The organism is Streptomyces aureocirculatus, from assembly GCF_000720475.1.
In the GTDB taxonomy this organism is placed as follows: domain Bacteria; phylum Actinomycetota; class Actinomycetes; order Streptomycetales; family Streptomycetaceae; genus Streptomyces; species Streptomyces aureocirculatus.
In genome coordinates this window covers 1-16606 of the sequence record NZ_JOAP01000081.1, presented here as the reverse complement: position 1 = coordinate 16606, position 16606 = coordinate 1, and the positions used below count along the sequence as shown (strand labels likewise).

Genomic DNA, 16606 nt, shown 5'->3' with positions numbered 1-16606 from the left:
CGATAGGGGCGCGGGGAACTGCGCGGCCAGCCACATCACACCCGCAGCCGCGTACGGCCGCAGCGCAACGGCGCACTGCTGGACCGCGCAACGGTGCGTCTCAACCGTGCGAGTACTTCGTGGCTGAGCGCGCAGTTCCCCGCGCCCCTGACGGGGCGCCCCGATAGGGGCGCGGGGAACGGCGCGACCAGCCACATCACACCCGCAGCCGCGTACGGCCGCAACGCAACGGCGCACTGCCCCACCGCGCAACGGTGCGTCTCAACCGTGCGGGTGCGTCGCGGCTGGGCGCGCAGTTCCCCGCGTTCCTGACGGGGCGCCCCGTCAAGGCCCGGCTTCGAGGGCGGCTACGCCGAGGGGTCCACCGTGGCCTGGTGCTCCTGCGCCAAGTGCTCCTCGGCCTTGAGCCAGGGCAAGAACTGAGCCCTGCGAGTCCAGCCGCAGGTGTCGCACGTCAACTGCCGCTGCACGCCCGCCCGGTGCACACGCACGACGTGCTGCCGCCCGTGCTGGTCCCATCTGCTGACCTTGCTCGTGGTCGTCGAAGGCATGGCGCCCAGTGTGCAGCAAGGCCCCCGGCTCCGTGAGCGGAACCGGGGGCCTTGCGTGCCAAGAGGGAGTGAACGTCAGCAGCCCACGAGACGCGTAGCGAGATAGCCCTCGATCTGATCGAGGGAAACGCGCTCCTGCTTCATGGTGTCGCGCTCGCGCACGGTGACCGCGTTGTCCTCAAGGGTGTCGAAGTCGACGGTGACGCAGAACGGCGTGCCGATCTCGTCCTGGCGGCGGTAGCGCCGCCCGATGGCGCCCGCGTCGTCGAACTCGATGTTCCAGTTCTGCCGCAGCGCCGCCGCGAGGCCCTTGGCCTTCGGGGACAGCTCCGGGTTGCGGGACAGCGGCAGGACCGCGACCTTGACCGGGGCGAGACGGTGGTCGAAGCGCATGACGGTGCGCTTCTCCAGCTTGCCCTTGGCGTTGGGCGCCTCGTCCTCGACGTAGGAGTCGAGCAGGAAGGCGAGCATGGTGCGGCCGACACCGGCGGCGGGCTCGATGACGTACGGAGTCCAGCGCTCGCCGGCTTCCTGGTCGAAGTACGACAGGTCCTGGCCGGAGGCCTTGGAGTGCGCCGACAGGTCGTAGTCCGTGCGGTTGGCGACGCCCTCGAGCTCACCCCACTCGCTGCCGCCGAACTGGAAGCGGTACTCGATGTCGGCGGTGCGCTTGGAGTAGTGGGAGAGCTTCTCCTTCGGGTGCTCGAACCACCGCATGTTCTCCTCGCGCATACCGAGGCCGGTGTACCAGTTCCAGCGCTGCTCCATCCAGTACTCCTGCCACTTCTCGTCCTCGCCCGGCTTGACGAAGAACTCCATCTCCATCTGCTCGAACTCGCGGGTGCGGAAGATGAAGTTGCCGGGCGTGATCTCGTTGCGGAAGGACTTGCCCATCTGGGCGATGCCGAACGGCGGCTTGCGTCGCGAAGTGGTCTGCACCTGGGCGAAGTTGGTGAAGATGCCCTGCGCGGTCTCGGGCCGCAGGTAGGCGACGGAGCCGCTGTCCTGGGTGGGGCCGAGGTGGGTGGAGAGCAGGCCGGAGAACTGCTTGGGCTCGGTGAACTGGCCCTTGTTGCCGCAGTTGGGGCAGTTGATGTCCGCGAGGCTCTCCGGGGCGCGGCCCTTCTTCTCCTCGTACGACTCCTCCAGGTGGTCCGCGCGGAAGCGCTTGTGGCAGGAGGTGCACTCGGTGAGGGGGTCCGTGAAGGTGGCGATGTGGCCGGAGGCCTGCCAGACCTCGGTGGCCAGGATCACGGACGAGTCGATGCCGACGACGTCTTCGCGCGAGGTGACCATGTAGCGCCACCACTGGCGCTTGAGGTTCTCCTTCAGCTCCACGCCCAGCGGTCCGTAGTCCCAGGCGGCGCGCTGACCGCCGTAGATCTCACTGCACGGAAAGACGAAGCCTCGGCGCTTGCTCAGGCTGACGATGGTGTCGATCTTGTCGGCGGCCACGGTGCTCTCTTCATTACGACGACGGCGAAGCCACGCTTCGGGGCTGACGAAGCGCATGCCTCAGGAGCGAATGCTTCAGATTACCGGCGGCCGTACCCCTCGGATCAAATCGGTTCCGGTACGGGCCGGTTCCGGCGGTTGCCGAGCGTTGGCAGACGTGCACAGATCGGCACTTTGTTGACAACGGTTTCCAATATCGTTGAAAATGACTGTCATGAACGTACGACGACGCCTCATACCCACCGCAGCCCTCGCCACCGCCACGGTTCTCGGCCTGACGGCCCTCACCGCCTGCTCCTCCGACGCGGCGGACAAGAACAGCGAGGACAAGCTGGACGTGGTCGCGTCGTTCTACCCCATGGAGTTCCTGGCCAAGGAGATCGGCGGCGACGACGTCGAGGTCACCCGCCTCACGGAGCCCGGCCAGGAGCCGCACGACCTGGAGATCAGCGCCAAGCAGACGGCGCAGTTGGAGAACGCGGACGCCGCCCTCTTCCTGAAGGGGCTGCAGCCGTCCGTGGACGAGGCCGTCGGCCAGTCCGGCATCAAGACCAAGATCGACGCCGCCTCCCTGACCAGCATGGAGAAGCACGGCAACAAGGTCGGCGGGCACGCCGAGGAGCACGACGAGCACGGCGACGAGCACGGTGAGGAGCCCGCCGACGAGCACGCCGAGGACGAGGGCCACGAAGGCCACGGGCACGATCACGACCACGGCGGCAAGGACCCGCACATCTGGCTCGACCCGGTGAGGTACGCCGAGGTCGCCGAGGGTGTCGGCAAGGCCTTCGCCAAGGCCGACCCGAAGCACAGGGCCACGTACGAGAAGAACACCGCGGCCCTGGTGAAGAAGCTCAAGGGCCTGGACACGGAATTCAAGAACGGCCTGAAGGACACCAAGTCCGCCGACAAGGTCTTCATCACCACCCACGCCGCCTTCGGCTACCTCGCCGAGCGCTACGGCCTGACCGAGGAGGCCATCACCGGCCTCGACCCGGAGGGCGAGCCCAGCGCGAACCGCGTCAAGGACCTCCAGAAGATGGCGAAGGCCGACGGCGTGACCACGGTCTTCTACGAGACGCTCGTCAGCGACAAGACCGCGAGGACCCTCGCGGACGACGCGGGCCTGAAGACGGATGTGCTCGACCCGATCGAGGGCATCACCAAGAAGTCGAAGGGTGACGACTACATCCAGGTGATGCGGTCCAATCTCACCGCCCTCCAGAAGGCGCTCGGCGCCAAGTGACCCCTACCTCCCACCACAAGCCCGGCACGGAAGGTGTCCGCCATGGCCCAAGCCAAGGGTGAGCCCGTCGGTGAGCCCGTCATATCCCTGCGCCAGGTGACGGCGGAGCTAGGCGGCCGCCCGGTCCTGCGCGGCATCGACGTCACCGTCGGCCGCGGCGAGGTCGTCGCGCTGCTCGGCGCGAACGGCTCCGGCAAGTCCACGGCCGTGCGCACGGTCATCGGCCAGGTCCCGGTCACCGGCGGCTCCGTCGAGATCTTCGGCACGCCGCGCAGGCGCTTCCGCGACTGGGCGCGGGTGGGGTACGTCCCGCAGCGCACCACGGCCGCGGGCGGGGTCCCCGCGACGGTCACCGAGGTCGTGACGTCGGGCCGGCTCGCGCGCGCCCGCTTCGGGATGCTGCGCAAGGCCGACCGCGAGGCCGTCACGCACGCCCTGGAGCAGGTCGGCATGGCGGGCCGCGCCAAGGACTCCGTCGACGCCCTGTCCGGCGGCCAGCACCAGCGGGTCCTGATCGCCCGCGCCCTGGTCTCGGACCCGGAACTGCTGATCATGGACGAGCCGATGGCGGGCGTCGACCTGGCGAGCCAGGAGGTCCTCGCGGCCACCCTGCGCCACCAGGTCGAGCAGGGCGCGTCCGTGCTGCTCGTCCTGCACGAGCTGGGCCCCCTGGAGCCCCTCATCGACCGCGCGGTGGTGCTGCGCGACGGCTGTGTGCTGCACGACGGTCCGCCGCCCAAGGCCGTCGGCCAGCACGCGCTGCCCGGCCACGACCACGTCCACCCCCACGACGCCGACGCGGCCCCGGTCCGCACCGGCCTGCTCACCTGAGGACCGGCGATCGTCATGGAATTCCTGAACTACGCGTTCATGCAGCGGGCGCTGCTCGCCGCCGCCCTCGTCGGCATCACCGCCCCCGCGGTCGGGATCTATCTCGTACAGCGCCGCCAGGCCCTCATGGGCGACGGAATCGGCCATGTCGCAATGACCGGTGTCGGCCTCGGCTTCCTCCTCTCCACCTCCCCCGTGTGGATGGCGACGGGGGTGGCGGTGATCGGAGCGGTGGCCATGGAGCTGATCCGCTGGTACGGCAAGACCCGCGGTGACATCGCGCTCGCGATGCTGTTCTACGGCGGCATGGCGGGCGGCGTGATGCTGATCAACCTCGCGCCGGGCGGTTCCAACGCCAACCTCAGCTCCTACCTCTTCGGCTCCCTGTCCACGGTCTCCGACGACGACGTGCTGGCGATCTGTCTGCTCGCCGCGTTCGTGGTCCTCGTCACGGTGGGCCTGCGCCGCCAGTTGTTCGCGGTGAGCCAGGACGAGGAGTTCGCGCGTGTGACGGGTCTGCCGGTGCGGGCCCTCAACCTCCTCACGGCGGTCACCGCGGCGGTCACGGTCACGGTCGCCATGCGGGTCGTGGGCCTGCTGCTCGTGTCGGCGCTCATGGTGGTGCCGGTGGCGGCGGCGCAGCAGCTCACCAGGAGCTTCGCGGCGACGTTCGCGATCGCCGTGGCCATCGGGGTCTCCGTGACGCTCGGCGGCACGGTCACCTCGTACTATCAGGACGTGCCGCCCGGAGCGACGATCGTGCTGCTCACGATCGGCGTCTTCATGGTGCTCACGCTGCTCGCGACGCCCCTCGCCCGCAGGAGGGCGCGGCTCTCCGCGGCCCGTGACATGGCATGCACGGCCGATGTCCCGGGCACGCGCAGCGCGTCGGACGAGGTCACTGTCTGAGATCACTCTGGTCACCGTCCGGCAGCGACCTGGCACAATGGCCGGGCGAGACGACGCACCACGAAAAGTGCGGATGAGTGCTGACGAGTGCTAGGAGGCACCTGTGACGACGGCTGCGGGACCCCCCGTGCGAGGCCGGTCCACCCGGCAGCGCGCCGCTGTGGCGGCGGCGCTCGACGAGGTGGACGAGTTCCGCAGTGCGCAGGAGCTCCACGACATGCTCAAGCACCGCGGCGACTCCGTGGGCCTCACGACGGTCTACCGCACGCTCCAGTCCCTGGCCGACGCCGGCGAGGTCGACGTGCTTCGCACCAACGAGGGCGAGTCCGTCTACCGCCGCTGTTCGACCGGCGAGCACCACCACCACCTGGTCTGCCGCCTCTGCGGCAAGGCCGTGGAGGTCGAGGGCCCCGCGGTGGAGAAGTGGGCGGAGGCGATCGCGGCGGAGCACGGGTATGTGAACGTGGCGCACACGGTGGAGATCTTCGGTACATGTGTGGACTGCTCCTCCGCCCAGGCCTGAGCAGTCCACACCCCTCTGATCAGCCCGCCGCTCAGCTATTGGCGATCTGTTCCTCGTTGGGGATGGCCCCGCCGAAGCGGCGGTCGCGGGAGGCGTACTCCAGGCAGGCGCGCCACAGGTCGCGGCGGTCGAAGTCGGGCCACAGGACGTCCTGGAAGACCATCTCGGCGTAGGCGCTCTGCCAGATCAGATAGTTGGAGGTGCGCTGCTCGCCGCTGGGCCGCAGGAACAGGTCCACGTCCGGCATGTCCGGGTAGTACATGTATTTGGTGAGGGTCTTTTCGTTGACCTTCGACGGGTCGAGGCGCCCGGCGCGCACATCCTCCGCGAGCGCCTTGGCGGCGTCCGCGATCTCGGCGCGGCCGCCGTAGTTCATGCAGAAGTACAGCGTGAGCCGGTCGTTGTCCTTGGTCTGCTCCTGGGCGACCTGGAGCTCCTTGGCGACGGATTTCCACAGCTTGGGCATCCGCCCCACCCAGCGCACCCGCACACCGAGTTCGTCGAGCTGGTCGCGGGACTTGCGGATGAAGTCGCGGTTGAAGTTCATCAGGAAGCGCACCTCGTCGGGCGAGCGCTTCCAGTTCTCGGTGGAGAAGGCGTACAGGGAGATGCTGCCGACGCCCATCTCGATGGCGCCCTGGAGCACGTCGACGACGCGTTCGGCGCCGACCTTGTGCCCCTCCGTCCGCGGCAGGCCGCGCTCCTTCGCCCACCGGCCGTTGCCGTCCATGACCACGGCCACGTGCTTGGGGACCAGCTCGCCGGGGATCTTCGGCGGTCGCGCTCCCGCGGGGTGGGGCTCGGGCAGCTTGTACTCGCGACGGGACCGTCCGAGGATTCCGCGTCGTGCCATGAGGTGACTACTCCGTTTTCTCTGCGTTTCTCTGCGTTTCTCTAGCTTTTGTATACGTTTCTATACGTTTTTCTCTACGTACCGAAGTGAGCGCAGGCCGCGCTCCAAGTGCCAGTGCAGGTAGGCCGATACGAGCCCGCTGCCCTCGCGGGCGTGTCGCGCCTCGCAGGCGTCGGCCGTGTCCCAGTCGCCGGTGAGCAGCGCGCCGAGGTGCGTCAGCGTCTCCGCGGACGGCACGACGCTGCCCGGAACGCGGCAGTCGACGCAGATCGAGCCGCCCGCGGCGACGGAGAAGAAGCGGTTGGGGCCCGGCATGCCGCACTTCGCGCAGGCGTCGAAGCTCGGCGCGTAGCCGTTCACGGCGAGGGAGCGCAGCAGGAAGGCGTCCAGGACCAGATGCGGCGCGTGTTCGCCCCGGGCGAGGGTGCGCAGGCCGCCGACAAGGAGGAGGTACTGCTGTACGGCGGGCTCCCCCTCGTGGTCGGCGAACCGCTCGGCCGTCTCCAGCATGGCCGTACCGGCGGTGTAGCGGGCGTAGTCGGCGACGATTCCGCCACCGTAAGGCGCGATGGTCTCACTCTGCGTACAGAGTGGCAGCCCGCGCCCGATCAGCTCGCTCCCCCGCGCGAAGAACTGCACGTCCACGTGCGAGAACGGTTCGAGCCGCGCCCCGAACTTGGACTTCGTGCGCCGCACCCCCCGCGCGACGGCCCGCACCCGCCCGTGCCCACGCGTGAGCAGCGTGATGATGCGGTCCGCCTCACCCAGCTTCTGGGTGCGCAGCACGACACCGTCGTCACGGAACAGGCTCATGGACCCATTGTCCCGTACGGCAACCCCTCACAAGTCGTCGGGGAGAAGCCGGAAGGCGCTGTGCGCGGTAAGGGGACGCATCATGCGGAAATGCGTGTCCGTGGTCAGCATGTCGGCCGTCTGGAAGGCCGCCGCCAGCGCGACGTTCATGGCGTCCGCCAAGCCGACCCCCTTGCCGCCGGCCGCGTCCCCGTAGCCACGCATCACCGCCATGGCCGCACGCAGGTGCGGAGAAGTCTCCGGAATCTCGAAGCGGCGCGCCTCCGCTTGGCTCGCGATGAAGTCGAGAGCGGTCATGGATGCCTGGGCGCCGACCCGTTCGGTCAGCAGATAGTCCAGCTCCGTGAGCACCATGGGCGAGACCACCAGGTGCCCGACGCGGGCCAGCGTCTCCCGGTGCGCCACATGGCGTGGATCCTTCGGGGTGAACAGGCGGTACAAGGCGTTGGTGTCCGCGATCGCCACCGGCACGTCAGACATCTGCCGCGCCCCCGGCCGAGCCCATACCCCGGAGGACCTCGTCGATCTCCCTGTCGGTAAGAGCCGGGCCGTCGAGATCCGGCAGGTCGAGCGGCCCCATCCCGTCCGTGCGGAACGGGTATGAGGGCCGTCCCGAGCGACCGCCTCTGGGCACGATGTCACCTATCGGCACGCCGTCCTTGGTGATCGTCACTGTCTCGCCCGCCGCGACGCGAGCCATGACGCGGGAAGTCTGCTGATTGAGTTCCCGCAGGGGGACCTCGTTGGCGCCTTCCATGTCTCCAGCCATACCCTCAGCGTACTACCCGTTCTACACCCCGGCGCGCCGTCTCACATCACGACACCTCCCCGCGGCTGCGGGCGTTCGCGTACGCCGTCGCCGCGCGCAGGCGCTCCGCGGTCGTCGCCATCCTCAGCACCTCCGGCGCGCAGTCCCACTCCCTGCCGCCGCCGTACGGCCGTAGCTGTACGTACGGGCCCTCCTGGCCCATCACCCGGCCCACCCTGTCGGTACGGGTGTCCACCGCGTACGCCCCGATCGGGAACTTCACCCGGGCACCTCCTCCCGCCCCGGCGGCAGCACCACCGCCAGGCGTGCCGCCGTCTCCACCGAGCAGCGGCCCAATTCCACCAGCGGGCACGGTGCCTCCCTGCCGACCGTCACCGGATCGAGCCGCAAGGACGGCAACGTAATTCCTGCCCCTCTCAGGGCCGCCCGCAATTGCTCCACTGTTTCCTCCGCCTCTCGCACGCACTCCACGGAGTGCCGCTTGCCTGTGGCTCCACTCGCCGTCACTGGGCTCCCCTTCGCCGCCGGATTTCACTCTTCGTGCTTCTACGGTGACGCACTGCGTCTACAGTTGGCAGGAGTCTGTGCACTACAAGTGCGAGGCTGAGGAGGGGAGTTCTTCCATGGCCAGAGGTGTGCATGGGTCCAGGCAGGCTGCCTGGGAGTTCTTCGGCGCGGAGCTGAAGCGGCGACGGGAGGAAGCCCCGTTCACACAGGTCGAGCTGGGTTCGCGGGTTTTCGTGTCCGGCGGCTACATCGGCCAGTTCGAACAGGCTATTCGTAAACCGCAGTTGGATGTGGCGCAGCGGATTGACGACGTTCTGCAAACCGCGGGCTTTTTCGAGCGGATGTGGCGGAAGCTGATCGATGACAAACGGTACGCGGACTATTTCGCCGCGGTCGTCGAGTTGGAGCGGCTTGCTACGAAGATCTGCCAGTTTGCGCCGTCGGTGATCCCTGGGTTGTTGCAGACGGCGCCATACGCGCGAGCCGTCACCATTGCCGCCAACCCCTTCGTCACCGACGAGTACGTGGAGGACAAGGTGTCCGCGCGGCTGGAGCGCTCCCGCGTCCTTCGGGATGCCACTCGACCCGAGTACTGGGCAATCCTGCACGAGAACGTACTGGGCGTGGCTGCGGGCAGTCCCGGCGTCATGGCAGAGCAGTTGACGCACATCGCCGGTCTGGCGCACGAGCGGAAGCTGTACCTCGCTGTGGTCCCGCGCTCGGCGGGAGCATGTGCGTCGATGGCAGCGATGATGCAACTGATGGAGTTCGACGACGCTCCGCCAACCCTCTATACAGAGACGTCGTTTTCGGGCGACTTGCTGGACGACCCGGCGGTGGTGAAGCGAGCACAGCGAGCTTACGATCTGCTCAGGGGCGCCGCGTTGTCGCCGGAGGTGTCCCTCGCCCTGATCGAATCGGCGGCTGGGGACTACAGACGATGCGCGAGTTCGACCTGAGCAACGCACGCTGGCGCAAGAGCAGCCACAGCAACGGCGAAGGGGGCGAGTGCCTCGAAGTCGGCTATGACTTCCCGGGCGCCGCCCACTGGCGCAAGAGCAGCCACAGCGACGACAACAACGGCAACTGCGTCGAGGTTGCCCACGGCATACCCGGCGTCGTCCCCGTACGGGACAGCAAAGCTGTCGGGCCCCACAGCCCCGTGGTGGTCGTCAGCCCCGGTGCCTGGACGGCCTTCCTCAGCCACGTACGCGACTGACTCACCGCCCAACGCAGTTGCCCGCCTGGCCGCCGGGGGTGATGGCGGTGCGGGCGCTGGTGGCGTGGTCGGCGCGGGACCACAGGCCCGTCGCGTCGACACCCGTCAGGTGGAGATGGGGAACCGGCACGGGCGGCACCGCCGTCGTTGACAGGGTGAGGGGCAGCAGGCCGAACGCCCGCCCGCTGAGCCGTGCCGCGCGGAAGCGTACGTGCCCGGAGAGGCTGATGCGCCGGGCGCTGAAGCAGGACCCCGCCCGGCCCGCCGTACCGGGGTAGGCGAGGCGCACGCCATGGAGGGCGACGCTCTCGGCGCGGCACACGTCACCGCCCGGCGGGCAGTACAGGGCGGTGACCGTGAGGGCGGCGGCACGGAGTCTCGCTCCGCGCGGCGCCGTACCGCCGGGCACGGCGGTGTCGAGGCAGGCCAGCACGGCCCGCGCGGCAGCCACCGGTGCGGCGCCGACGGGCGCGGTGGACGGCAGGTCGGCCGCCGAGCAGCCGCGCGTCGCGGCGGCGGGCCGGTGCGGAGAACCGGACGGGGGCGGCGCGGGCGCGGCACCGGCGTGGCCGGGAAGCAGCCCGAGCGCATAGGCGACGGTGAGCAGCAGTGCCGTACGCCGTACGCCGTGTCGTCTATCCACGGTGAGCCGGGAGATTGTTCTCGGCGGAACGCCATGCCAGCGCGAGCGAGCCGCCGAGCAGGGCCAGGAGCATGCCGATCAGGAAGCCGCCGAGGTTGGCCAGGGGGTAGGACAGCAGTCCGAGGAAGATGGCCGCCGCACCGCTCCAGGCGGTGCTAGCTGGACGGGCCCACATGTGCAGGGCGCAGCACAGCAGGGCCGCGGCCACCAGGACGGCGCCGGTGCCACTGAGGCCTTGCGGCCCGAGCAGGCTCGGCCGGGCAAGGGGGAAGGCCCCCAGTTCGACCGCGGCCAGTGCCACGACGAGGCAGGCGGCCACCGGACGCGCGCGGCCCGCCCGGCCCGCGGACGGGTTCAGGCGCACGGCTGCTCCCCCCGGCGGACGGCCATCTCGGCATCGGTCAGTGAGAACGTCCCCGCCATCAGCGACCACGCGCTGAGGCGGAGATCGGTGATGGTCAGGGAACGGGCCTGCTGCCCATGGGCACCCGCGGGGCCCGTGAATCCCGAACCGTCCAGGGTGGCGGCGTCGCGCCCCATCTCCACGGACTCGTACGTCATGTCCCCGGTGAGCCGGGACAGGTCGAGCACCATGTCCTCGGCGCGCACGGGCTGCTCCGATCTGGAGGAGATCACGAGGGTGACGGCCCCCAGCGGGGTGTGCGCCACCGCGGACTGGCACAGGCCGACGATCCGGGCATGACGGATGCCGACCACGGCCACCGGGCGCCGGGAGCCGCCCGCGTCCTTGCGGAAGGACGCGAACTGGGTGGCGCCGTCGGCGTGGAGACGCTGGGCGGTGACGGTGAACGGGCTGCCCGCGACGGCGAAGGAGACGGGGATGTCCGCCGCGGTGGTCGTCGCCACGGTCCCGGCGCCCAGGAGCAGGGACGCGAGGAAGACCGCGGTGAAGCGCCGCACGCTGATACCGCTGTGCCGTTTCATGGGGTGGGTCTCTCCTTTCCGCAGGGCTCGGGCGAGCGGCTCAGGGCGTGGTGAAGAGCAGGGCGGCGTTCTGCCCGCCGAACCCGCAGGACGAGGACAGGGCGGCGGTCATCGCCAGGGGACGGGGCGCACCGGCCACGATGTCGAGTTTGTGGTCACCGTCCTGGTGGGTGAAGTTCGCGGTCGGTGGCACGGTCTGCTCCCGCAGAGCGAGGACGGTGTAGGCGGCCTCGATCGCGCCCGCGGCGCCCAGGGCGTGTCCGACGACCGACTTCGGCGCGGTCACGGCGGGCGTGTGGGAGGCGAAGACACGGGTGACGGCCGCCGCCTCGATGGCGTCGTTGAACCGGGTGGAGGTGCCGTGCGCGTTGACGTGCCCGACGTCGGCGGGTGTGCAGTTGGCGTCGTCGAGGGCGGCACGCAGCGCCCGTACGGTGCCGTCGCCGTCGGGGTGGGGGGCGAGGGGATGGTGGGCGTCGCAGGTGGCGCCGTACCCGCGCAGCAGTGCGAGGACCGGGGCGTGTCTGGCCCGGGCGTCGCGCGCCCGTTCCAGGACGAGGACGGCGGCGCCCTCACCGAGGACGAATCCCTCGCGCTGGGCGTCGAAGGGGCGACTGGCCAGGTGCGGGGCGTCCCTGCGGGTGGACAGGGCCCGCATGCGGTGGAAGCAGACGGCGGCCATCGGGTCGCGGCCGGATTCGCTGCCGCCCGCGAGGACGATGTCGCAGGATCCGCCGCGCAGCAGGTCACGGGCGGCACCCAGGGCGGTGGCGCCGGAGGCGCACGCGGTGGCAGTGGTGAAGTTGGGTCCGCCTGCGCCCAGGTCGATGGCGACTTCGGCCGCCACCATGTTGGGCAGGCTGCGCGGCAGCGTCAGCGGGGACACCCGCTGCGGTTCCCAGGTGTACAGGTGCCGGAACTGATCGCCGTAGGTGATCGTGCTGTTGGATCCGACACCGAGGACGACGCCGACCCTGTCCCGCGGCCAGGCGGAGGAGTCGAGGCCCGCGTGCGTGACCGCCTGGCGGGCGGCGGCCAGGGCGAAGTGGGCGGGCGGGTCGAGGCGCCGTGCCAGGGCGGTGCCCAGCTCCTCGGTGGGGGAGAATCCGGTCACCTGGCAGGAGAAGTCGACGGGCAGCCGGGCCAATCTGGGGTCCGGGGCCGCCGTGGACCGTCCCGCGCACAGCGTGGCCCAGTTGGTGTCCAGGTCGGTTCCCGCCGGGGTGATCAGTCCGATGCCGGTGACCGCGATGTCGTCAGTGCTCACCGGTGTCGCCTCCGCCGGGTGTACACGGTGCGGGTCCGGGTGGTCATGGCGTGGTCAGCGGGGTGGAGGCGGCGTCGGACGGCTGCTGCTTGGGCACGGCTGCGGACAGTACGCACCGGGCCTCCTCCAGGGTCGTGGCCGGGGTCATGTCCATGGCATGCTCGGGCAGGACGAGGCCGTACTGGTCCTCAGCCGCCACGACCAGTTCCATCAGTGCCAGAGAGTCCATACCGAGGTCTTCGAAAGTGGTTGACGGGGTCAACTGCTCCGCTTCGATCTGGAACAGCTCGTGCATGAGCTGGACGAACTGCTCGGGCAGGACGGGGTGTTCCATGCGGTGGGGTTCTCCTGTCGTACGGGAAAAGGTGGTTACTGCGTGCGCAGCCGACTCCGGGGCGAGGGGCCGACGGTTGGATAGCGTTCGACCAGGTGCGCGGCCATGCGGACCCATGTGGTCTCGATGAGCTCGGCCGTCGGCGGACTGACGCCGAGTGCTTCCGTGGTGGGGGAGGGAAGAGTGTCGGTGGCGTCAAGGGCCGTGAACTGGGCCGCCATTTGCCGCAACAGCTCCGTCCTGGTTGTGCGATGCAGGCGAGCCATCCGGAAGCAGGCATCAGGGCTGACCAGTTCCACGCCTCGCGGGGCGCCCGCGCCCATCAGGTCGACGAGCCGAGCCATGGTCAGGGCTTCGGGACCCGCCGTGGCCCACACGTCCTCCGGTACGTCTGCCCCGGTGGCCGCGGCCAGCACGGTCCTTGCGACGTAGTCGCTGGGCACCATGTCCAGACGTGTCCCCGGTCGTCCCGGCATCTGGGCGAGCCACCCCGATCCCAGCGCGACCAGCGCGCTGAGCAGGCCCTGAACCCGGTCCACGTGCCCGCTCTGCGAATCCCCGACGACGAGCGACGGCCGCACGACGACCACGCTCGCACCCGCCCCACGCACCAGCTCCTCCGCCCGCTGTTTGCTGTCCAGGTAAGTGGTGATCGGCGCGGCCGAGTCACCGGCGTAGGCGGCCGCGTTGCGCCGTACCGTCCCGGCACGGGCAACGAAGGCACTGGAGAGGTGCACGAGCCGGGCGTGTGCCTGGACGGCGAAGCCGATGACGTGCCCGGTGCCGCGCACGTTGACGTCCAGGGTGCGCCGGGCGTCCGGGCCGAAGCCGGTCTCGGCCGCACAGTGCACCACGGTGTCGGTCTGCCGCAGGAGGTGCCGGTACTGCCGGGCAGGCAGCCCGAAGGAGGGCAGGGTGATGTCTCCCCGCACGCTGTCGGCGGCGCCGGGCACCTCCGTGCGGTGGGTCAGGGCCACGACATGGTGCCCGGCGGCGGACAACAGGCGCAGGGCCGGGGCACCGACCTGGCCGCCTGCCCCGGTCATCAGGATGCGCAGCGGTCGGGCGGACGTCATGTGTGCTCCCGTCGGAGATGTGCTGCCGGGTGTTGCGCGTCCGCCGCGTCGTCCGCGGAGGCGGCGGGCGCGGGCACGGTGCCCGGCCGGGCGGCGGGGTGGCGCGTTGCCTGTGGCAGCAGGCGACCCGCCGTCCAGCGGGCCGGGCGGCTGCGGCGGCGCCCGATGACGAGCGCCGCACCCAGGACGAGGAGGGCGGCCGGTACGAGTCCGGACAGAGCCGCCACCGCCGCGGCGGCGACGGCGACCGCCGCACACGGTCCCAGCGCCGTGACGGTCAGGAGACCGGCGAAGGACCACCCGGCGCGGGTGTCGCCGCCCACGGCACGGGACCGGACGAGCGCTCCGAGCAAGGCCATCGCGGGCAGCACCACAACGCCCATGACGGCCAGCGTCACCGCGACGGGTGATTCGAGCCAGCGCACCACGGTTTCGACGGTGATCTCACCGTGCGGCGATTCCCCGCGGGCCGACAGAAACCGTTTCAGGCCGGTGCCGTCCCAGCCGTGCAGAAGGAGGAAGAACATGGACGCGTGCGGCCACACCCATTGCAGAAAGGACCACCACACTTGACCGCGGGAGAGCAGCCACGTCGTACCGAAGAAGCCGACGGCCGCCGACAGAAGCACACCGAGGAAGAAGGCGCCCGCGAACCAGCTCGGTGGATCCGGCACCACGTGCATCGTCTCCCAACTGGGAAACTTCGCGAGGAGCCACATGCCGCACGGAATGAAGACCAGCAGCAGATAGGCCGACAGGCCGGCCAGGGCAGGCGAACGACGCCTGCGCGCACAGAGCGCAGGAGCTTCCGCGAGAGCCACCCCCGCGCCGATCCCGTAAGCCCACAACGCATCGATCTGCACCATGAATATGCCGTTACCTCTTCCAGGAATTCCGCGTATCCGTCAGCGGGCCCGACTGTGACACATCGCCACGCATCCACCGAAAACCGCTGTGGTGAACGGGTGACGGGGACAGCACGTGCACCGGGACCACACTGAACGCCGGTTCCTTTCAGGTCGCCCAGGGAAAGCGCAGATGCCGCACCAGACGCAGGTCGCTGTCCGGCCGGGTGGCGAACTGCGGGGCGAGACGGCTCACCGGCGACGCCGTGTGCACGACGACGTGCCTGCCGCACCGCCTGGCGAAGTGGAGCGCCTGGGACCACGACCGGTAGGAGGAGATCACCGCGAGCGGGCCCGGCGGAACCCGGGCGGGGTCGATCCGGTCGCTGTCCGGCTGGCTGACGACGGCAGGCGCCCACCGGTGGGCGGCGCCATGCGACTCCTGCCCGCCTTCATAGGCACAAACCGCCCCGAACAGACGGCACTCGTCCCGCACGAACGCGTGCACCGGACGTGGCGCGTGCGCTGGGCATGGCGCGTGCGCTGGGCTTGGCGCGTGCGCCAGGCGTCGGGCGGCGGAGGTGAAGAGGGCCAGGAAGGCGTCGTGGTGGCGTTCGTGCACCATGAGCAATTGGGTGGCCGTGCAGCTCCTGCCCGCACCGCGCAGGCACGAACGCAGCGCTCCCCGTACCGCGGTGGGCACGTGCGCGTCGTGCCGGACGACGAGCAGGGCCGGGCGGGTACAACTGTGCGGGGCGGTGCGCGGCACACAACAGGCCACACGGCTGGCGTCGGCGTGCTCGGGCAGCACACCGCAGGTGTACGCCGCCTGCCCCACGAGCAACTCCCAGACACCGTCCGGAAGTCCCTCCCGGCGGGCCAGGCCGTGGACCCGGTCGGCGATGTCCGCGGTCACCGGGTCGAGCGCGGTCACCACGCCCTGCCCGGCAAGGAGCGCGGGGAGCACGCTGCCGAACAGGGAGGAGAGCGGGGCGGCCCGGTCCGTCAGACCGACGATCACCTGGCTCCCGGGCTCGGCCGGGTGGGCGCCCAGGGTGCGCGACACCCTGCGTGCGGGCAGCGACGCCCAGTCCTCGGTGGCCTCCTCCGCACTCAGCCCGCAGTCCCGGCACGCGAGCCCGGCAAGACGCTTCCTCTCCCGGTGCGCGGCCCGCAGCAACCGTGCTCCCCACGCCCGCCGGTCCTCGAACAGCCAGGAGGCCCAGGCTTCCTGGCGCGCCCGGACCCGGCTCACGGCAGCCATCGCCTCGCCCGCCCCGACGTCACGGAGTACGACCATGGGATCCTCACAACCGCTGCGGCGCCCCCGAAGGGCCGTGTACGCGCGACCCAACGCGGATCGGGCACCCGAGGTCACGGGCGCACGGGGCCCACCGGTCAGCGCCTTCGCCGCCGGTACGCCCAAATGACCGCACCGAGCACGGGCCCAGCGCGACCCCGCGTTCCGGCCCGGGGTGGTTTTGCCGCCCCGGGCCGGGCCGGGCGCTCACACGGTCACCCGGTGGGCGCGCTCCTGCTGATCCTGCGCAGCTTCGGCCGACGCGTGGACGAAGCGTTCCGCACCGTGCGTGCCAGGGCCGCGATGTCGTCGGCCTCGAACACCGCCCTGATGGGGACACCGGCGCCGAGCGTCTTGCCGATCCGGCTGGCGAGACGGGTCGCGAGCAGGGAGTCGCCGCCAAGGTCGAAGAAGTCGTCGCTCATGCCGACCCGTTCGACCTTGAGCACCTGGGCGACCAGGTCGCAGAGCTGCTGCTCCTGCGGGGTGCTCGGCGGGACGTAGGCGCGGGCCGCCCCCT

23 protein-coding genes are annotated in these 16606 nt (G+C 70.4%); 6 read left to right on the top strand and 17 right to left on the bottom strand.

Annotated features, from left to right (window positions below; translation table 11 throughout):
• Positions 1 to 347: 347 nt before the first annotated feature.
• Entirely contained in the window at positions 348 to 551 is a 204-nt protein-coding gene (locus IG78_RS0138975; protein ID WP_030573772.1) for a hypothetical protein, read from the bottom strand.
• A gap of 75 nt (positions 552 to 626) precedes the next feature.
• Entirely contained in the window at positions 627 to 2006 is a 1380-nt protein-coding gene (locus tag IG78_RS0138970; protein WP_030573769.1) for a glycine--tRNA ligase, read from the bottom strand.
• 214 nt (positions 2007 to 2220) lie between these two features.
• On the opposite strand from IG78_RS0138970, the gene IG78_RS0138965 reads away from it, so the two are divergent.
• The 4 genes from IG78_RS0138965 (at position 2221) to IG78_RS0138950 (ending at position 5515) form a co-directional block, all read left to right on the top strand.
• Positions 2221 to 3252: a metal ABC transporter substrate-binding protein gene (locus IG78_RS0138965; RefSeq protein WP_030573767.1), complete on the top strand. Its 1032-nt coding sequence runs from the start codon at positions 2221 to 2223 to the stop codon at positions 3250 to 3252.
• Between the two features lie 42 nt (positions 3253 to 3294).
• Positions 3295 to 4083 carry a metal ABC transporter ATP-binding protein gene (locus IG78_RS0138960; protein ID WP_030573764.1) on the top strand — a complete coding sequence of 263 codons (789 nt, stop codon included), beginning with the start codon at positions 3295 to 3297 and terminating at the stop codon, positions 4081 to 4083.
• Positions 4084 to 4098: 15 nt separating this feature from the next.
• Positions 4099 to 4992, top strand: a complete 894-nt coding sequence (locus IG78_RS0138955) for a metal ABC transporter permease (RefSeq protein ID WP_030573761.1) — start codon at positions 4099 to 4101, stop codon at positions 4990 to 4992.
• A 103-nt stretch (positions 4993 to 5095) separates the two neighbouring features.
• Complete coding sequence (locus tag IG78_RS0138950; protein WP_030573758.1) at positions 5096 to 5515, top strand: Fur family transcriptional regulator; 420 nt, start codon at positions 5096 to 5098, stop codon at positions 5513 to 5515.
• A gap of 31 nt (positions 5516 to 5546) precedes the next feature.
• Here IG78_RS0138950 and IG78_RS0138945 read toward each other — a convergent pair whose 3' ends face one another.
• From IG78_RS0138945 to IG78_RS52920, 6 genes are read right to left on the bottom strand one after another with little or no spacing between them, the layout of a single operon-like run.
• Positions 5547 to 6368, bottom strand: a complete 822-nt coding sequence (locus IG78_RS0138945; protein ID WP_030573755.1) for an isoprenyl transferase — start codon at positions 6366 to 6368, stop codon at positions 5547 to 5549.
• 60 nt (positions 6369 to 6428) lie between these two features.
• On the bottom strand, positions 6429 to 7181 hold the full coding sequence (gene recO / locus IG78_RS0138940; protein WP_030573752.1) for a DNA repair protein RecO: 753 nt from the start codon (positions 7179 to 7181) through the stop codon (positions 6429 to 6431).
• A gap of 27 nt (positions 7182 to 7208) precedes the next feature.
• On the bottom strand, positions 7209 to 7661 hold the full coding sequence (locus IG78_RS0138935; protein WP_030573749.1) for a type II toxin-antitoxin system VapC family toxin: 453 nt from the start codon (positions 7659 to 7661) through the stop codon (positions 7209 to 7211).
• Positions 7654 to 7950, bottom strand: coding sequence for a type II toxin-antitoxin system Phd/YefM family antitoxin (locus IG78_RS0138930; protein WP_225882162.1), 297 nt, complete (start codon positions 7948 to 7950; stop codon positions 7654 to 7656). The genes IG78_RS0138935 and IG78_RS0138930 overlap by 8 nt, the downstream gene beginning before the upstream one ends.
• A gap of 46 nt (positions 7951 to 7996) precedes the next feature.
• Positions 7997 to 8212, bottom strand: coding sequence for a hypothetical protein (locus IG78_RS0138925; protein WP_030573742.1), 216 nt, complete (start codon positions 8210 to 8212; stop codon positions 7997 to 7999).
• Positions 8209 to 8340 carry a hypothetical protein gene (locus tag IG78_RS52920; protein WP_404827712.1) on the bottom strand — a complete coding sequence of 44 codons (132 nt, stop codon included), beginning with the start codon at positions 8338 to 8340 and terminating at the stop codon, positions 8209 to 8211. The genes IG78_RS0138925 and IG78_RS52920 overlap by 4 nt, the downstream gene beginning before the upstream one ends.
• A gap of 233 nt (positions 8341 to 8573) precedes the next feature.
• Here IG78_RS52920 and IG78_RS0138915 point away from each other — a divergent pair, with 233 nt between their 5' ends.
• Together IG78_RS0138915 and IG78_RS0138910 are read left to right on the top strand one after the other, a co-directional pair.
• Positions 8574 to 9416: a helix-turn-helix domain-containing protein gene (locus tag IG78_RS0138915; RefSeq protein ID WP_030573736.1), complete on the top strand. Its 843-nt coding sequence runs from the start codon at positions 8574 to 8576 to the stop codon at positions 9414 to 9416.
• Positions 9398 to 9676 (top strand): DUF397 domain-containing protein, encoded by a 279-nt coding sequence (locus IG78_RS0138910; RefSeq protein ID WP_030573733.1) that lies wholly within the window; start codon positions 9398 to 9400, stop codon positions 9674 to 9676. The genes IG78_RS0138915 and IG78_RS0138910 overlap by 19 nt, the downstream gene beginning before the upstream one ends.
• A 1-nt stretch (position 9677) precedes the next feature.
• Here IG78_RS0138910 and IG78_RS0138905 read toward each other — a convergent pair whose 3' ends face one another.
• From IG78_RS0138905 to IG78_RS43375, 9 genes are all read right to left on the bottom strand, one after another.
• A complete protein-coding gene (locus tag IG78_RS0138905) occupies positions 9678 to 10319 on the bottom strand; it encodes a hypothetical protein (protein ID WP_051853475.1) in 642 nt (213 codons plus the stop codon).
• A complete protein-coding gene (locus IG78_RS0138900) occupies positions 10312 to 10683 on the bottom strand; it encodes a DUF6114 domain-containing protein (protein ID WP_225882161.1) in 372 nt (123 codons plus the stop codon). Before IG78_RS0138900 ends, IG78_RS0138905 begins: the two co-directional genes overlap by 8 nt.
• A complete protein-coding gene (locus IG78_RS0138895; RefSeq protein ID WP_030573725.1) occupies positions 10674 to 11264 on the bottom strand; it encodes a DUF6230 family protein in 591 nt (196 codons plus the stop codon). The genes IG78_RS0138900 and IG78_RS0138895 overlap by 10 nt, the downstream gene beginning before the upstream one ends.
• 40 nt (positions 11265 to 11304) lie before the next feature.
• Positions 11305 to 12531 carry a beta-ketoacyl-[acyl-carrier-protein] synthase family protein gene (locus tag IG78_RS0138890; RefSeq protein ID WP_030573722.1) on the bottom strand — a complete coding sequence of 409 codons (1227 nt, stop codon included), beginning with the start codon at positions 12529 to 12531 and terminating at the stop codon, positions 11305 to 11307.
• Positions 12532 to 12574: 43 nt separating this feature from the next.
• Positions 12575 to 12865, bottom strand: coding sequence for an acyl carrier protein (locus IG78_RS43380; RefSeq protein ID WP_037685868.1), 291 nt, complete (start codon positions 12863 to 12865; stop codon positions 12575 to 12577).
• 35 nt (positions 12866 to 12900) lie between these two features.
• On the bottom strand, positions 12901 to 13941 hold the full coding sequence (locus IG78_RS0138880; protein WP_051853473.1) for an SDR family oxidoreductase: 1041 nt from the start codon (positions 13939 to 13941) through the stop codon (positions 12901 to 12903).
• Positions 13938 to 14807, bottom strand: a complete 870-nt coding sequence (locus tag IG78_RS0138875; protein ID WP_030573713.1) for a hypothetical protein — start codon at positions 14805 to 14807, stop codon at positions 13938 to 13940. The genes IG78_RS0138880 and IG78_RS0138875 overlap by 4 nt, the downstream gene beginning before the upstream one ends.
• Positions 14808 to 14955: 148 nt before the next feature.
• Positions 14956 to 16086 carry an aldehyde dehydrogenase family protein gene (locus tag IG78_RS0138870; RefSeq protein WP_030573711.1) on the bottom strand — a complete coding sequence of 377 codons (1131 nt, stop codon included), beginning with the start codon at positions 16084 to 16086 and terminating at the stop codon, positions 14956 to 14958.
• A gap of 215 nt (positions 16087 to 16301) precedes the next feature.
• On the bottom strand, positions 16302 to 16606 hold a 305-nt coding region (locus tag IG78_RS43375; protein WP_037685865.1), incomplete at its 5' end, for a phosphopantetheine-binding protein.

Excerpts from the sequence above, each read along its gene's own strand:
- IG78_RS0138880 (WP_051853473.1), bottom strand. The coding sequence starts at position 13,941 with ATGACGTCCGCCCGACCGCTGCGCATCCTGATGACCGGGGCAGGCGGC.
- IG78_RS0138870 (WP_030573711.1), bottom strand. The coding sequence starts at position 16,086 with ATGGTCGTACTCCGTGACGTCGGGGCGGGCGAGGCGATGGCTGCCGTG.
- IG78_RS0138910 (WP_030573733.1), top strand. The coding sequence starts at position 9,398 with ATGCGCGAGTTCGACCTGAGCAACGCACGCTGGCGCAAGAGCAGCCAC.
- IG78_RS0138965 (WP_030573767.1), top strand. The coding sequence starts at position 2,221 with ATGAACGTACGACGACGCCTCATACCCACCGCAGCCCTCGCCACCGCC.
- IG78_RS0138975 (WP_030573772.1), bottom strand. The coding sequence starts at position 551 with ATGCCTTCGACGACCACGAGCAAGGTCAGCAGATGGGACCAGCACGGG.
- IG78_RS0138930 (WP_225882162.1), bottom strand. The coding sequence starts at position 7,950 with ATGGCTGGAGACATGGAAGGCGCCAACGAGGTCCCCCTGCGGGAACTC.
- IG78_RS0138935 (WP_030573749.1), bottom strand. The coding sequence starts at position 7,661 with ATGTCTGACGTGCCGGTGGCGATCGCGGACACCAACGCCTTGTACCGC.
- IG78_RS43380 (WP_037685868.1), bottom strand. The coding sequence starts at position 12,865 with ATGGAACACCCCGTCCTGCCCGAGCAGTTCGTCCAGCTCATGCACGAG.
- IG78_RS0138895 (WP_030573725.1), bottom strand. The coding sequence starts at position 11,264 with ATGAAACGGCACAGCGGTATCAGCGTGCGGCGCTTCACCGCGGTCTTC.
- IG78_RS0138960 (WP_030573764.1), top strand. The coding sequence starts at position 3,295 with ATGGCCCAAGCCAAGGGTGAGCCCGTCGGTGAGCCCGTCATATCCCTG.
- recO (WP_030573752.1), bottom strand. The coding sequence starts at position 7,181 with ATGAGCCTGTTCCGTGACGACGGTGTCGTGCTGCGCACCCAGAAGCTG.
- IG78_RS0138955 (WP_030573761.1), top strand. The coding sequence starts at position 4,099 with ATGGAATTCCTGAACTACGCGTTCATGCAGCGGGCGCTGCTCGCCGCC.
- IG78_RS0138875 (WP_030573713.1), bottom strand. The coding sequence starts at position 14,807 with ATGGTGCAGATCGATGCGTTGTGGGCTTACGGGATCGGCGCGGGGGTG.
- IG78_RS0138915 (WP_030573736.1), top strand. The coding sequence starts at position 8,574 with ATGGCCAGAGGTGTGCATGGGTCCAGGCAGGCTGCCTGGGAGTTCTTC.
- IG78_RS0138945 (WP_030573755.1), bottom strand. The coding sequence starts at position 6,368 with ATGGCACGACGCGGAATCCTCGGACGGTCCCGTCGCGAGTACAAGCTG.